This window comes from Mesorhizobium sp. M8A.F.Ca.ET.165.01.1.1, from assembly GCF_004792065.1.
Lineage (GTDB): Bacteria > Pseudomonadota > Alphaproteobacteria > Rhizobiales > Rhizobiaceae > Mesorhizobium.
On sequence record NZ_SRTH01000002.1, the window covers coordinates 723330 to 737406 of the forward strand.

18 protein-coding genes are annotated in these 14077 nt (G+C 62.0%); 9 read left to right on the plus strand and 9 right to left on the minus strand.

What is annotated here, in order from left to right; translation table 11 throughout:
• Nucleotides 1-23: 23 nt before the first annotated feature.
• A complete protein-coding gene (locus EN808_RS08220) occupies nucleotides 24-620 on the minus strand; it encodes a hypothetical protein (RefSeq protein ID WP_135880251.1) in 597 nt (198 codons plus the stop codon).
• Between the two features lie 134 nt (nucleotides 621-754).
• Between EN808_RS08220 and cysE the strand changes: the two genes are divergently transcribed.
• Together cysE and EN808_RS08230 are read left to right on the plus strand one after the other, a co-directional pair.
• The gene (gene cysE, locus EN808_RS08225) at nucleotides 755-1603 is read left to right on the plus strand and encodes a serine O-acetyltransferase (protein WP_127280041.1); all 849 of its coding nucleotides are present in this window, start codon (nucleotides 755-757) and stop codon (nucleotides 1601-1603) included.
• Between the two features lie 145 nt (nucleotides 1604-1748).
• Nucleotides 1749-1952 carry a DUF3126 family protein gene (locus EN808_RS08230; protein ID WP_006200852.1) on the plus strand — a complete coding sequence of 68 codons (204 nt, stop codon included), beginning with the start codon at nucleotides 1749-1751 and terminating at the stop codon, nucleotides 1950-1952.
• 54 nt (nucleotides 1953-2006) lie between these two features.
• Here the strand turns inward: EN808_RS08230 and EN808_RS08235 are convergent, their stop codons facing one another.
• A complete protein-coding gene (locus tag EN808_RS08235) occupies nucleotides 2007-2738 on the minus strand; it encodes a hypothetical protein (RefSeq protein WP_135915525.1) in 732 nt (243 codons plus the stop codon).
• Nucleotides 2739-2852: 114 nt separating this feature from the next.
• On the opposite strand from EN808_RS08235, the gene EN808_RS08240 reads away from it, so the two are divergent.
• Both EN808_RS08240 and EN808_RS08245 read left to right on the plus strand, forming a co-directional pair.
• Nucleotides 2853-3188, plus strand: a complete 336-nt coding sequence (locus EN808_RS08240) for a hypothetical protein (protein WP_135915526.1) — start codon at nucleotides 2853-2855, stop codon at nucleotides 3186-3188.
• 19 nt (nucleotides 3189-3207) lie between these two features.
• Complete coding sequence (locus tag EN808_RS08245) at nucleotides 3208-3735, plus strand: gamma carbonic anhydrase family protein (RefSeq protein WP_135915527.1); 528 nt, start codon at nucleotides 3208-3210, stop codon at nucleotides 3733-3735.
• 43 nt (nucleotides 3736-3778) lie between these two features.
• On the opposite strand, the gene EN808_RS08250 is transcribed toward EN808_RS08245, so the two are convergent.
• The 4 genes from EN808_RS08250 to EN808_RS08265 form a co-directional block, all read right to left on the minus strand.
• Nucleotides 3779-4339, minus strand: a complete 561-nt coding sequence (locus tag EN808_RS08250; protein ID WP_167531247.1) for an ankyrin repeat domain-containing protein — start codon at nucleotides 4337-4339, stop codon at nucleotides 3779-3781.
• A 254-nt stretch (nucleotides 4340-4593) separates the two neighbouring features.
• The gene (locus EN808_RS08255; protein ID WP_127869419.1) at nucleotides 4594-5202 is read right to left on the minus strand and encodes a transglutaminase-like cysteine peptidase; all 609 of its coding nucleotides are present in this window, start codon (nucleotides 5200-5202) and stop codon (nucleotides 4594-4596) included.
• A 280-nt stretch (nucleotides 5203-5482) separates the two neighbouring features.
• Nucleotides 5483-6100 carry a PilZ domain-containing protein gene (locus EN808_RS08260; protein ID WP_127281204.1) on the minus strand — a complete coding sequence of 206 codons (618 nt, stop codon included), beginning with the start codon at nucleotides 6098-6100 and terminating at the stop codon, nucleotides 5483-5485.
• 114 nt (nucleotides 6101-6214) lie between these two features.
• Nucleotides 6215-6850: a PAS domain-containing protein gene (locus EN808_RS08265; RefSeq protein ID WP_127869418.1), complete on the minus strand. Its 636-nt coding sequence runs from the start codon at nucleotides 6848-6850 to the stop codon at nucleotides 6215-6217.
• Nucleotides 6851-7301: 451 nt separating this feature from the next.
• Here EN808_RS08265 and EN808_RS08270 point away from each other — a divergent pair, with 451 nt between their 5' ends.
• Both EN808_RS08270 and EN808_RS08275 read left to right on the plus strand, forming a co-directional pair.
• Entirely contained in the window at nucleotides 7302-8057 is a 756-nt protein-coding gene (locus tag EN808_RS08270) for a rhomboid family intramembrane serine protease (protein ID WP_127869417.1), read from the plus strand.
• Between the two features lie 87 nt (nucleotides 8058-8144).
• Nucleotides 8145-8576: a CBS domain-containing protein gene (locus EN808_RS08275; RefSeq protein WP_127280953.1), complete on the plus strand. Its 432-nt coding sequence runs from the start codon at nucleotides 8145-8147 to the stop codon at nucleotides 8574-8576.
• A 46-nt stretch (nucleotides 8577-8622) separates the two neighbouring features.
• On the opposite strand, the gene EN808_RS08280 is transcribed toward EN808_RS08275, so the two are convergent.
• Nucleotides 8623-8880, minus strand: a complete 258-nt coding sequence (locus tag EN808_RS08280; RefSeq protein WP_127280952.1) for a YjhX family toxin — start codon at nucleotides 8878-8880, stop codon at nucleotides 8623-8625.
• 290 nt (nucleotides 8881-9170) lie between these two features.
• Here EN808_RS08280 and gatB point away from each other — a divergent pair, with 290 nt between their 5' ends.
• The 3 genes from gatB to EN808_RS08300 all read left to right on the plus strand — a co-directional run bounded on the left by gatB (nucleotide 9171) and on the right by EN808_RS08300 (nucleotide 12018).
• Nucleotides 9171-10670: an Asp-tRNA(Asn)/Glu-tRNA(Gln) amidotransferase subunit GatB gene (gene gatB / locus EN808_RS08290; RefSeq protein ID WP_135915528.1), complete on the plus strand. Its 1500-nt coding sequence runs from the start codon at nucleotides 9171-9173 to the stop codon at nucleotides 10668-10670.
• Nucleotides 10671-10674: 4 nt separating this feature from the next.
• The gene (locus EN808_RS08295; RefSeq protein WP_135864224.1) at nucleotides 10675-11169 is read left to right on the plus strand and encodes a GNAT family N-acetyltransferase; all 495 of its coding nucleotides are present in this window, start codon (nucleotides 10675-10677) and stop codon (nucleotides 11167-11169) included.
• 150 nt (nucleotides 11170-11319) lie between these two features.
• On the plus strand, nucleotides 11320-12018 hold the full coding sequence (locus EN808_RS08300; protein ID WP_135915529.1) for an AIM24 family protein: 699 nt from the start codon (nucleotides 11320-11322) through the stop codon (nucleotides 12016-12018).
• Between the two features lie 150 nt (nucleotides 12019-12168).
• Here EN808_RS08300 and panC read toward each other — a convergent pair whose 3' ends face one another.
• A complete protein-coding gene (gene panC, locus EN808_RS08305; protein WP_135915530.1) occupies nucleotides 12169-13020 on the minus strand; it encodes a pantoate--beta-alanine ligase in 852 nt (283 codons plus the stop codon).
• The gene (gene panB / locus EN808_RS08310) at nucleotides 13017-13859 is read right to left on the minus strand and encodes a 3-methyl-2-oxobutanoate hydroxymethyltransferase (protein ID WP_135915531.1); all 843 of its coding nucleotides are present in this window, start codon (nucleotides 13857-13859) and stop codon (nucleotides 13017-13019) included. The genes panC and panB overlap by 4 nt, the downstream gene beginning before the upstream one ends.
• Between the last annotated feature and the right edge of the window lie 218 nt (nucleotides 13860-14077).

Here is a 14077-nt window from a genome sequence, read left to right on the forward strand (position 1 = left end):
GCGCCTCGGATTCCGAAACTAAGCTAGGTCAAGGCCTGCAGCGAACGCGCCATGTTCAGCCTTGCCTGCGGTTCGAAGCGCTGCTGGAACTCCTGCGTGTGGAAGATATGCGGTCGGGCAAGGAAGGTCTTAAGCACCGCGCCGCGGCCCGCACGCCACATCGGCTCTTCAACCCAGCCATATTCACGGCGAACCGCCCGTTCATAGGCATCGAACGCAACTGCGTCAGCGCCCAGGATCGACAGGTCCATATCGAGGAACAGGCTGGCGTCGCGCGTCGCCGCTGCGTCGTCGAACAGCGGCAACTGGTGCGTGGCGGTGGCGAGGATCATCGCGCTGACGCGGCTCAGGCGCCCGGCATCGGTGCGGCCGGCGAGCTTTTGCTCCGCAAGGGCGGCACTTTGCGCCTCATTGTCCTTGGCTCTGCTGTCGTAGATGGCGTCGTGGAACCAGATCGCCGCTTCGACGGCTTCGGGGTCGTCCAGAAGCGTTCGATAGTCGCCGGCCAGCGTTAGCATCGCTTCGATATGGGCGAGGTTGTGGTAATGGCGGCCGGCGGCATGGTAGAGGACAGAAAGCTCGGTTTTCAGGGCGTCGTCGATCAAGGGTTCGTTTTCCATGGCTGCTTGAATTCCTGCGAACCAAATCCATTTGACACAGCACTAAGGAAAATTGAGTTCAATCGTGCTATGATCTGGCTTATATGTGCGGCCGGACAAGCAGGCAGACTAGCAGGACGCAGGATAAGACGTCGATGAACAGCATCAGCATTTCCCGCCACGGCGCGTTGCAGCCGGTCGATCCGATCTGGCGTTCGATCCGCGACGAAGCGATGGAAGCGGTCAACCGCGACCCGCTGCTGGCCGCGTTCCTCTATTCGACGATCCTCAACCAGGAAAGCCTGGAAGAGGCGGTCATTCACAGGATCGCGGAGCGGCTTGCCCATCAGGATATCGGCTCCGATCTCATCCGCCAGACCTTCAAGTCGATGCTTGCCGACGACAAGGACTGGCCAACCACGGTGCGCGTCGACATCCAAGCCTATTATGACCGCGACCCGGCTTGCGACCGGTTCATCATGCCGGTGCTCTACTTCAAGGGCTTTCACGCCATCCAGACCCATCGGCTGGCGCATTGGCTGTGGAACCACGGGCGCAAGGATTTCGCGCTCTACCTGCAGAGCCGTTCGTCCGCTGTCTTCCAGACCGATATCAATCCGGCCGCGCGCATCGGCAAGGGCATCTTTATCGATCACGCCACCGGCCTCGTCGTCGGCGAGACTGCGGTCATCGAGGACGACGTGTCGATCCTGCATGGCGTGACGCTGGGCGGTACTGGCAAGGCCGGCGGCGACCGCCATCCCAAGATCCGCTACGGCGTGCTGATTGGCGCCGGCGCCAAGATTCTCGGTAACATCGAAATCGGCCATTGCTCCAAGATTGCCGCCGGATCGGTGGTGCTGTCGCCTGTGCCGCACAACAAGACGGTCGCCGGCGTGCCGGCCCGCGTGGTCGGTGAGACCGGCTGCGACCAGCCTTCGCGCCAGATGGACCAGCTTCTGCCGTCGCAGAAGATGGATCACGTGATCAGTTTCGATATCTGATTTGCTGGCAGTGCCCGCATGATTGCGATTTGCCCGGCGGCATTGCCGCTTCCGGTGCAATAAGACCGGCTTGCCTTTACATCGCCATTGTCGACGTGCCAGAAGCGCCGTTCAAACGAGCAAGCCCGATGATCGGAGAAGACTGTTGAAGCCGGACGAAATCAGAAAGCTGGACGCCTATTTCAAGCGCGTCTTCCAGAACCCCAAGCTTGAGGTCAAGGCAAGGCCACGCAAGGAAGATTCGGCCGAGGTCTATGTCGGCGACGAATTCCTCGGCATCGTCTTCAAGGACGAGGACGACGGCGACTATAATTTCTCGATGGCGATCCTGGACATCGACCTGGCCTGAGCCCGCAATGCCACGGCAGGCCGCGTCGAGCGCGGCCGGCCCGCTTTCAGCCGGTCAATGTCTGGCCTTGAGGAGCAGCCCTGCCTCGGCCGTGATCGCCGCGTCCAGCGTCTGCCAGTCGCCGAGGAATTCCCTTGGGAAGCGGTAGGTAAGGCTGAGATCATCCCCGACATGGATGTCCCGCTCGCAAGGAGCCAGCGATTCGCTGGCGCTAGGACCGCTGAGGCAGCGGGCCACGAAGGGGTCCTTGCCCGCGCGCTTGCCGACGACCAGCACCTCGTTCATGTAGCCTGATTTTTCATTGAACCCATAGACCGTCGTGCCGCCAAGCCCTGGAATGCCGGGCTGGACGATCAACGCGCTGTAGATTGGCGCGAACCGGCCACTCATGTCGCGCGACATCATCTGCTGCTCGAAGGACAGGAAGATGATGTTCCTGTTGGCTCCGGCGTGATTGAAATCATCGCGCGACGCCTCGCTGTAGCCGTCCATCTGGGGATAGCGCAGATAGAGGTCGAGGCGCGAGGCGATGCCGTCGCGCCGGGCTGGCTCGAACCTGATGAAATTGGCCGGCACGGTGATGATGTTGTGGCCGATCACCACCTCGCGCACGGTCGCGTCGTCGGTGTATCCGGCCATGGCAATGGAACGGCCGAACCATTTACCGCCAAGGCTGATGGCTATCGACAGCAAGGCCAGAGCCGCGAACGCGTAGAACACCCGCTTCATCAGCTTGGAATCGACCACGGTGAGTACTGGGCCGTCGGCGATCGCTGCCTGCTTCATCTCGGTCCTCGTCCATCACCATCCGGGTGCCCCGCGGCGGCACACATCGCACGGCACGGCTCTTGCAGCCTTCCTGAAACGACTGTGCGATTTCATGGTAAATGGAGGGTTAATATGGCCCAGATGGAACTCCTGCTGTTCGCTTTTGTCGTCGGGCTGACGGTTTGCGGCCTGACGGGCTCGACAATGGAACTGGTATCGGGTCGCAAGGTCGCCTTCGCCGAGCCTTATATGTCGCCCTCGCATGTGCTGCGCTCGCTGGCTGTCACTGCCGGTGCCGGGCCGTTCATGCTGGTCAACGAAGCCCTCGATGCGCGGCGCCAGGATCGCATTTCGACAGTGGCGCTCCTGTCATGTGGCTGCACCGCTATTGCCTGGTCGCTGGCCCTGGGCATCGTCGTGCTCGCCATTGCTTCCTGGGCGGTCCGTCTCCTAGGGTTTCCAGCCTGAGACGATTCGGAGACCGACAATGCCGCTTTATGCGATCGATGGAACCGAGCCCAGCTTCGCCGACGCGGACTCGAACTGGATCGCGCCCGACGCTACGCTGATTGGCGACGTCAGGATCGGCCGCAATGCCGGCTTCTGGTTCGGCGTCGTCATCAGGGGCGACAACGAGCCCATCGTCATTGGCGCCGACACCAATGTGCAGGAGCATACTGTCATGCACACTGATCCCGGCTTTCCGCTGACCATCGGCGAAGGATGCACCATCGGCCATCGCGCCATGCTGCACGGCTGCACGATTGGTGACAACAGCCTGATCGGCATGGGCGCCATCGTGCTGAACGGCGCCAGGATCGGCAAGAATTCACTGGTCGGCGCCGGCGCCCTGGTCACCGAAGGCAAGGAATTCCCGGACAATTCGCTGATCGTCGGTTCACCGGCAAAGGCGATCAGGGTGCTGGACGACGCGGCGGTCGAGCGGCTGCGTGGCTCCGCCGCGCACTACGTCGCCAACGCCGGGCGCTTCAAGGCGGGGCTGAAAAAGGTCTGAAGCCGGCTTTGGCGATGGGTGTCGCCCGGTTCGTCGCTGCAACTCATCGTCCCTTGGAGCGTCGCTTGGCCGTCGCATCGCGCAGCAACGAAGCTCCGGCTTCAAAGCCGGCTTTGTCGGCCTCCTCAAGGGCCGTCGTGTAGTCATCGATACGGGTTTCGAGCGTCGGGTCCGCGCCGGCGGCGAGAAGCAGGCGGATCGCCTCGACGCTGCGGATGGCCACCGCATAGTGAAGCGGCGTCCAGTCGTTGACGCCCCGCATGTTGGGATCGGCGCCGTGATCGACGAGGATGCGGATGATGTCGAGCTTGTCCGCGCGTTCGGTGGACAGCGCCGCGATGATCGGGGGAAATCCGGCATGATCTTCGTAGTTCGGGCTCGATCCGGCTTCGATCAGCGTTGCGACGAAGCCGAGAGGGCTCCAGTAGATCGCATATTCCAGCGGATTGCCAAGACCGAGTTCGAACGGCATGCGCTCGTCGAACCAGCGAGGCGAGCCGCCCAAGGCTTTGCCGAGTTCGTCGAAGTCACCGGCCTTGAAGGCGTCGTCGATCGCCCTGAATAGGCGATGGCGCTCGCATCGATCTTCCGGGATTTCCAGCATCAATGTGACCCAGGAAACGAAACCAACGGCCCGATTGTGCATCGATCTGTTGTGCGTGGAAAGGCGGGGGCGGCGCGATGCGCCACGTGTCATCGGGTCAGTTTAGCATCTTCCCTACAGAAATGGCGGAGCCGGCCCGGGGACGGGGCCGGCTCCTTTGACCCGGTCGTTGGGGACGGGGAGGGTGGGGACTCGACCGGGTTTCTCGTTGAGCGCGTCGCAGCCGTGCAACGCGCCTGACCTTGTTGGCGTCCTCAGCGGACGCTGGCGACCGCGTCGGAACGGCCGTCGTTGATCGTTACCCAAACGCCGGAATTTTCCGTCGATTGACGCTTGAGATAGGTGTAGTCGGTGTCCGTCCAGGACAGCACCTTGGTTTCCAGATTGTCGAGGATGAACTCGCCGAGGCTGGTGCGCACGGTCAGAACCGCATGGCCGTCGCCGTTCGGCTGGCGCGCAACCGTCATCAAAAGGTCGCCGGCGGGCACCCCCACATTCATCAGCTCGCGCCGCTTTTCCAGCGCGTAGTCCTCGCAATCGCCATAGCCACTGTCCGGGTAGGCCCAGTATTCCTCGACACCGTAGTTTTCCATGTCGGTGCGCGGCTTGACGCGGGTGTTGACCGAATTGTTGATGCTGACGATCGACGCCCAGAGCTTGCGGGTCAGGTCGACCGGTTCTCCCTTGGGGGTCTTCTCGTTGCATTCGCCCGGGATGCGTTGGCAGAATTCATAGTGGCCAACAGGCTGCGTGGTGCGTCCGCCGGTATGCATGTAGGCCGGTCCCGCGGCATATGCTGATCCCCAGGCGGAAAACTGCATCGCCATTGCCACCAGCAACAGCTTGCCCCTCGTTCTTTTCATTATTCAGTCTCCCCGTTCGAAGGAGACATTGCCACATGTGGATTTATTTGACGCAAAAGCACGGAGTAGATTTTAAGTAAAACGCCCGTAGAATAAACATAAAATTTGAATCATTTGAGTATTGAATTGTTCGGATTGCGGGATTGGTTTATCTGGTGGGCCTCGCGCGGGCCCTATCTGACTATGGCGACCTGTCGCCCCGAGGACGCATCGATCGACGCACTCCGGAATCAAAAAGCCGGCCGCGAGGGCCGGCCTGACAGGTGTACTTGCTGCCTGATCAGGCGCGCGGCGTGTTGAATTCCGAATCGAGCGTTTCGGGGCGCTGGATGACGGCGAATTCGATGGCGACGCCATCTTCGAAATGCCGGACGATCTGGCCGCGCATCGTGCCGAGCATGACCTGGACACCGATCGCCGGTTTGACCTCGATCTCGATCGCGGCGCCGGACAATGACAGATCGATGATCCGGCACTGATACTGACGGCCGTCGGTGAGCTGCAGCACGCTGGTCGGGTTGCGTGGCGAGACGCGCTCGTGTCGGCGGTCTTCCGGCAGGTCGAGCTCGTGCTTGTTGGCGAGCCATGTCAATTGCGCCGCGAGCTTGTCCTTCTTGCGGTCGGACGCAATCACCGTCATTGCGAAGCCGTCCGGCAAAGTGCGCGTCAAGACACCTTCGATGCGACCGATATGATCGATATAGGCGATGACTTTCTCGCCGGGCATGCCGATGCGGTCGGTGCGAAGCGCGACGTTGCCAGGCGACATGTCCACGACCTGGCAGGGGTGCTCGGTGCGGTCCTCCAGCATGAATCGTCCGTATATCTTGACCCGGACGCGCTGAAAGTTACGCCTTTCAGCTTGGGACGGCGCATAGTCGACCGCCGCTGACCTCATGACTGCCTACACCCCGTTTGGCATCCCGCGCCTTAATGCGAGGGACTTCATCAGAGAAGTACAACAAAGCGGGTTAACAAAGGGGAAAAACAGGCCCGCGGGACTGTGTGATCATCAACTATCTTCGCGCCCGCCGTCGAAGACGACGAGGTGGCGGATGCGGCGCGCCCGGCCGAGCGCCGAGATCGTGTCGGGCGCCCCGATCTCGTCGGGAACGAGCGAGGGAACGTCGATCGCCGGACGGTTGTTCAGCAGCTCTTTCTCCGGGTCGATAACGCGTATTGAATCGATCAAGGCGTCCGTGATCGGATCCGCGCCCAGCCAGAACGGCTTCTCCGCGGCGCTGATCACGCCGAGGCAGCGCGGATTTTCAATGCCGCCATCGAGCGGCAGGGCGAGCAATTCGAACTTGTTGGAGCGGCCGTTGCGGCTGAAGCCCTCGAAAATGATCAGCACGACCGATTTCTGGTCGAAAACCCCGTGGATCAGCCGCGAAACCAGCCGCTGATCCTTTTCGCGCCACAGCGACGGGAAGGAAAACCCCTTGAGTTCGCGGCCGTAGCAGGCGCAGAGCCTGGTGCCGGCCAGACGAAACACGGGCTGACCACGCGTGTCCCTTTCCAGGATGAACGTATCGGCCAGCAGCGACTTGATGTCGGCCGGCTCGACTTCCGATCGCTTCGGAGCGGGGCGTCCGTCACGCAGGCGGTTCCAATAGTGGAACAGCGTGATCGATCCGTTTTGGTTCATACTAAAAAGCTCCGCGCATTCTGTCGTCTGATGTCCCATCGGTGAACAGAAGGGCGCCCTCCGATGACCTACATGCGTTCCGGAGCAGGAAGCGTGCCAGCGTCGTTAACACTTGTTCACGGGTCGGGGCCGTTAAGGTTAACAAGTGGTTTACGTTGCGCCCTGGCGAGCCGCGTGGCACACCAAAACCACTCCAGAAGCGGTCGTTTCGCGACGATCGGCAGCACTTCAGTCAAGAGTTTTAGGGGAGCAGGGGGCTCGACCGGCCGTTCAAGGGAAACCTTGGACGGCTTCTTTTTTGATTCGCACCTGTGATTCGGAGCGGGACGATTCGCCATTTGCGGTTCCATCGGCGGTGATCTAGATGCTGGCCAGACCGAACCAGCCCCAGACCGAACCAGCCCCAGACCGAACCGGCCCCGGACTGAACCAGCATCGAGTGCGATTGCAGATGAATGAACCGCAAAATCCGTCCCAGCCCGAACCGGCCGAAGCCATGCCGCCGCCGGCGCGTGAGCCGGTGTTCAACCTGCCGCCGATCGTGCTGGCGGTGATCGGCATCTGCGCGATCGTCTATCTGCTGCAGCAATATGTGCTGAACGACGCCCAGCAAATGACGCTGCTCTATGACGGGGCGTTCATTCCGGTCCTCTATACCGGCCAATACGGCTTCGACTGGTTCCTTTTCACCCGGCCTTTCACTTACGCTTTCATGCATGGCGGCTTTGCCCATATCGCCATCAATATGGTCTGGCTCGCCGCCTTTGGCTCGCCGCTGGCCAATCGTCTCGGCGCGCTCCGGTTCGCATTGTTCTTTGCCGCCACCGGACTGGCTTCGGTGGCGCTCTTCTGGGCCATGCATCCATACGGAGAAGCGCCGCTGGTCGGCGCATCGGGCGCCATATCGGGCATGATGGGGGCCGCGGCGCGCTTTGGCTTCCACACCGACCGCTCGGCCGGCAAGGCTGCTTTCGCCGGCCCGGTGCTGCCGGTCGCGATCGTGTTGCGCTCGCGCGGCGTCGTCATTTTCTTGGCCATGTGGATGATCATCAATCTCGCCACCGGCCTTCTCGGTTTCGCGCCGGGCGTGGACGGCCAGATCGCCTGGGAGGCCCATATAGGCGGCTTTGTCGCGGGCTTCTTCGGCCTGCGCTGGTTCGACAGGGGATGGCAAGCGCCTGAATGGGAAGCGCCCGACCACACTTGAAATGCAACCCATCACGGCGCACGATGTTCACTCTTATGCGAAAACCGGTCAGGTCAGGAACCGGTTGGCAAAGTAGAGGAGGACGCCATGACAGTTAAGGCAATTCTCGAGAGCAAGGGCCATGACGTGCTGACGCTCGGGCCCAACGAAAAACTCAGCGAAGCCATTCGCATCCTGACAGAACACAAGATCGGCGCACTGGTCATCACCAATGGCGATCGCAAGATCGTCGGCATCCTCTCCGAGCGCGACATCGTGCGGGTGATCGCCAAGGAAGGAGCCGCCGCGCTCGACATCGCGGTGCGCTCGGCCATGACGCCGAAGGTGAAGATCTGCAATGAGAACCACACCGTCAACGAGGTGATGGAGATCATGACCCGGGGCCGCTTCCGCCATCTGCCGGTGGAAAAGGACGGCCTGCTGGATGGCATCGTGTCCATCGGTGACGTGGTTAAGCGCCGCATCGAGGACGTCGAGCGCGAGGCAGAGGAAATCCGGGCCTACATCGCCACCGCCTGAGCGGTGACGGCTGCCGCCGACCGAATGCCGGCCGGCGGCACCAGGACTACCTGTTGTCGAGTTCAGAGCGGACGAGTGCGAGCCCGCGCCTTGTGATGCGGTAGGGCCCGCCGCCCGACGACGAAACCGCCTTCTTGCGTTTCAATTTTCGAAACAGGTCGAGATCGACGTCAGGATAATGCCAGCCGTCGCGGGTCAGGCATTTGACGGAAGCGATCCTTTTCTTGTCGTTCTTTTCGATTTCAATGCGTCCGCCCTGCGCGAGCAGGTGCAGGATGCGCTGTTCAGTACGCGAAATATCCATGTGAAGAGTTTCCGGGAAACGAAAAATGCCGCCGCCGCGAAGCTTCGCGGCACGGGGTTTCAGGTTTTCTGCCCTGCCTCATCGAGAGGTCAGGGCCTTACCGGGACTGAGCGTAAGTGGACATCCACTCTCCATTGGGATGAGCGTCCTATAGGCAAAAATGGCTGGGAAGGCCAGACCGAGGCTTTGCGCTTGTCTCTTCTGGCGGTTTGCACTAGCGAAGCGGGTACGATTTGTACCTGCTGAATGTGCAGCGCATTCGGCAATCATCCGGAATTTGACGGCAGGCCATGAGCATCATCGATACCCGTACACCCGACGCAAAACGCCTGATATCAGGTGCCACCGGCGACTGGGAGATCATTATCGGCCTTGAGGTTCACGCTCAGGTCATCTCGGAGGCAAAGCTCTTCTCCGGCGCCTCGACCGCATTCGGGGCTGCGCCCAATGCCAATGTCAGCCTAGTCGATGCGGCAATGCCCGGCATGCTGCCCGTCATCAACGAGGAATGCGTCAAGCAGGCGATCCGCACCGGCCTGGGGCTGAAGGCGGCGATCAACCACAAGTCGGTCTTCGACCGGAAGAACTATTTCTATCCGGACCTGCCGCAGGGCTACCAGATCTCGCAGTTCAAACAGCCGATCGTCGGCGAGGGCACGGTGATCGTTTCCGTCGGTCCCGACCGCCAGGGCGAGTTCGAGGACATCGAGGTTGGCATCGAGCGCCTGCACCTGGAGCAGGATGCCGGCAAGTCGATTCACGACCAGCACCCGACCATGTCCTATGTCGACCTCAACCGCTCCGGCGTGGCGCTGATGGAGATCGTGTCGAAACCCGACCTGCGCTCCGGCGACGAGGCCAAGGCCTATGTGACCAAGCTGCGTACCATCATGCGCTATCTCGGCACCTGCGACGGCAACATGGACGAAGGCTCGCTGCGTGCCGACGTCAACGTCTCGGTGCGCCGGCCAGGGGGCGAATTCGGCACCCGCTGCGAAATCAAGAACATGAATTCGATCCGCTTCATCGGCCAGGCGATCGACTACGAGGCGCGCCGGCAGATCGCTATCCTCGAGGACGGCGGCAAGATCGATCAGGAAACGCGGCTGTTCGATGCCGTCAAGGGCGAGACGCGCTCGATGCGCTCCAAGGAAGAGGCCCACGACTACCGCTACTTCCCCGATCCCGATCTTCTGCCGCTGGAATTCGACCAGGCCTATGTCGACGCCCTGGCCAAGGCATTGCCGGAACTGCCCGACGACAAGAAGGCGCGGCTGATCTCCTCGCTCGGCCTCTCGACCTACGACGCAGCGATCCTGGTGTCGGAAAAGCCGATCGCCGATTATTTCGAGAAGGTAGCGGCCGGGCGCGACGGCAAGCTCGCCGCCAACTGGGTCATCAACGATCTGCTGGGCGCTCTCAACAAGGCCGGCAAGGACATTGAAACCGCTCCGGTTTCGCCCGACCAGCTCGGTGCGGTCATCGACCTGATCAAGGAAGGCACCATCTCCGGCAAGATCGCCAAGGACCTGTTCGAGATCGTCTGGAGCGAGGGTGGTGATCCTCGCCAACTGGTCGAAAGCCGTGGCATGAAGCAGGTCACCGACACCGGCGCCATCGAGAAGGCGGTCGACGAGGTGATCGCGGCCAATCCCGACAAGGTCGAGCAGGCACGCGCCAAGCCGACCATGGCCGGCTGGTTCGTCGGCCAGGTGATGAAGGCGACCGGCGGCAAGGCCAATCCGCAGGCCGTCAACGATCTCGTCAAGGCCAAGCTGGGCATCGAGTAAAGGCATGTTCGTCCGCACCGCCGGGGATCGCGACCTCGCAGCCGTCCGGGCGTTGCTAGTCGAAACATGGCATGCCACCTATGACGCGATCTACGGCGCCGAACGGGTCACCGAGATCACCAATGAATGGCACTCCGTCGCTTCTTTGAAGGCCAGGCTGGTCAAGCCGAGCAGCGAGTTCCTCGTTGCCGATGACGGCAAGCGCATTGGCGGCATGGCCTTTGCCGAAGCCGTCGGTGACGGCGGCGTGGTTATGCTCAGGCAGCTCTATGTGCTTCCTGCGCTGCAGGGCCGAGGCATCGGCGGCATGCTGCTCGACGAAATCATCGAGAGTTTTCCGGAAGCCCATGGGATTCGGCTCGAAGTGGAAGAGAAGAACACCCGCGCCGTAGCCTTCTATCGGGCCAATGGCTTCGTCCAGGCCGGCCGCACCGACAATTGCGGCTCCGCCGGTTCGGCCATCCCGGCGTTGATCTATGAACGGGTACTTGCTGCCTGACCACCGTGGCGGCGTGATCACCTTCGCGCGAGCGCCCGCCCCGGGCTCCGTTTTCGTTTGACGGCCCTGTTGTCCGCCACCAAAGCTGCTTAGGCCGACCCGCTCGAAGCCGGAATAACCTGACACGCGCGGGACGGCTGGGGGAAAACCATGCCAAGCCTGCCGGAACTGATGCCGACCGAGGTGTCGGACGAAACCTTTGGCGGCGTCACCTATCACATAGCGGGCGAACTGGTGCCTGTGCTTTCCGTCGACGTGACGCGGATGCCTGTCTATTTCGAGCACCACATCCTGCTGTGGAAAAATTCCACGATCACCATCGGCCTGAAATCACTGAAGGGGGCGCTGAAGCGCATGATGGCCGGCATGCAGATCTTCGTCACCGAGGCGTCGGGAGCGGGCATCATCGCCTTCAGCCGCGACGGACCCGGTCACATCGTGCCGATTCACCTGCGGCAAGGCGAGGAGATCCAGGTGCGCGAGCACCAGTTCCTGGCCGCCACAGGCAATGTCGACTACACGTTCGAGCGTGTACGCGGCCTGGCGACGATGCTGTTCGGCCAAAGCGGCTTCTTCATCGACCGGTTTCGCGGCGATACCGGGGACGGCATCGTCTGGCTGCACGGTTACGGCAACGTTTTTGAAAAGACGCTCGCTCCGGGCGAAACCATCGACATCGAACCCGGCGGCTGGCTGTTCAAGGATGCCTCGGTCAGGATGGAAACCAAGATCGACCGGCTGTCGAGCGGCTTCTTCGGCGCCAACATGAATTTCATCGTCAACCGCTTCACGGGTCCGGGCAGGGTCGGCATCCAGTCAATGTACCTGCATATGCCGACCGAGGAGTAGGCTGGGAAAGCCGCAAGCGGGACGGGTGAAGGCCAGGATCAGCGCGACCGCAGCGGTGGCGACAGTTCGCGTATCAGCAATTCGAGTTCCCGCTGTGTGCTTCGCGCTGGCAGCGTTGAGACTACAAACAGCAATCGAGAGTGCAGCCGATCAGGCGGTGGAAACGTCCACATTGTCGATCAGCCTGGTTTTTCCCAGCCAGGCGGCGGCGAGGACGCGGCCCATTCGGTCGTGCCGCCATGGCGCAAGGGTCAGGCTTTCGCGGGCTTCGACATAATCGACTTTCTGGAAGCCGGCGACGATCAGGGCTCGGCTTGCTTCGGCGATCGTTTCTTCCTGACCTGCGCCCGCCGCCAGCGCCGTTGCCGCCTTGCGCAGGATAAGGTTGAACTGGCGGGCGGTCTGGAGTTCGGCTTCATCGAGATAGGCGTTGCGTGACGACATGGCGAGGCCATGCGCGTCGCGAATGGTCGGTGCGCCGATGATCTCGACGGGCAGGTCGAGGTCGCGGCAAAGCTGCTTGACGACGCAAAGCTGCTGATAATCCTTTTCGCCAAAGATGGCGAAGTCGGGTACGGCCTGCAGGAGAAGCTTGGCCACCACTGTGGCGACGCCATCGAAAAAGGTGGGTCGAAAGTCCGTTTCGAGCCCGGCTGACGGACCGCCGACCGAGATCTTCGTCGCGAAACCGGCGGGATACATCTCGTTGACATCAGGCGTGAAGGCGAGATCGGCCTTGGCCGTCGTCAGCATATCGAGGTCGCGGGCCAACTGGCGCGGGTATTTGTCGAGATCCTCGCTCGGCGCGAACTGCGTCGGATTGACGAAGATCGACACCACGCATCGATCGGCTCTTTCGAGGGCGATCTTGATCAGCGAAAGATGCCCGTCATGCAATGCGCCCATGGTTGGCACCAAGGCGATGCGCTGCCCATCGCGCCGCCAGTCGCGGATGCGTGCGCGAAGCTCGGCAACGCTGTCGACGACGTCGGGCCGGCTCATGCTTCATCCCCGCCATTTGTTTTTGAAAAGACATGGGCACGGCCAGGGAATTCGCGGTCCCGTACCTCCGATGCGTAGCGCTCGGCGGCATGCGCGATCACGCTGCGCAGATCGGCGTATTGCTTGACGAATCTAGGCACCCGGTCGACGCTCAGCCCGACCATGTCGTCGATGACCAGGATCTGGCCGTCGCACTCGCTGCTGGCGCCGATGCCGATGGTTGGAATGGCGATGCGGCCGGTGATGTCCGCGGCGACCGTCTCGATCGTTCCTTCAATGACCAGGGAAAACGCACCGGCCTTCTCGACCGCGAGCGCGTCGGCGATCAGGGCGGCAACATTCTCGTCCGTCCGGCCCTTGATCTTGTAGCCGCCGTCTTTCTCGACCGATTGCGGCTGCAGGCCGATATGGCCCATGACCGGGATACCGGCGGCCACGATCGCCGCGATCTGAGCGGCCATGTCGACGCCTCCCTCGAGTTTCACCGCCTGGCAACCGGTCTCGCCAACGATGCGCCGCGCCGAGGCCACGGCTTGCGCGGCTGAATCCTCATAGGTGCCGGCCGGCATGTCGACGACGACGCAGGCCCTGGCCGAGCCCCGCATCACGGCCTGGCCGTGCGCGATCATCATCTCCAGCGAGGCGCCCAGCGTCGTCTCATGGCCATGCAGGACCATGGCGACGCTGTCGCCGACCAGGAGCAGGTCGACATGGGGATCGAGCAGGCGGGCGATCGGGTAGGTGTAGGCGGTGAGGCAGACGATCGGCGTGCCGCCCTTGCGGCGGCGAATCAGGTCGGCACCGATGCGAATGTCGGTGGTCGGCAATTGCGTGGCCAATCGTCGCCTCCTTTAGCCCCCGAGGCGGAGAGGATTTCCGCCTGGGCGCGCAGAGCTTTAGAAAGAGCGGCAAGGCTTGGCAAGCGTGCATCCGGCCACCCCAGGGATCACAGGCCCAGGGATCACAGGCTTGTGTCGGGTCCCTGGCGCGCCATTTGCGCGCTCCCGCGGCAAAACCCTTGCCTTCCCGAGGGCCTGACGCCATAAGCAGGAAAGGG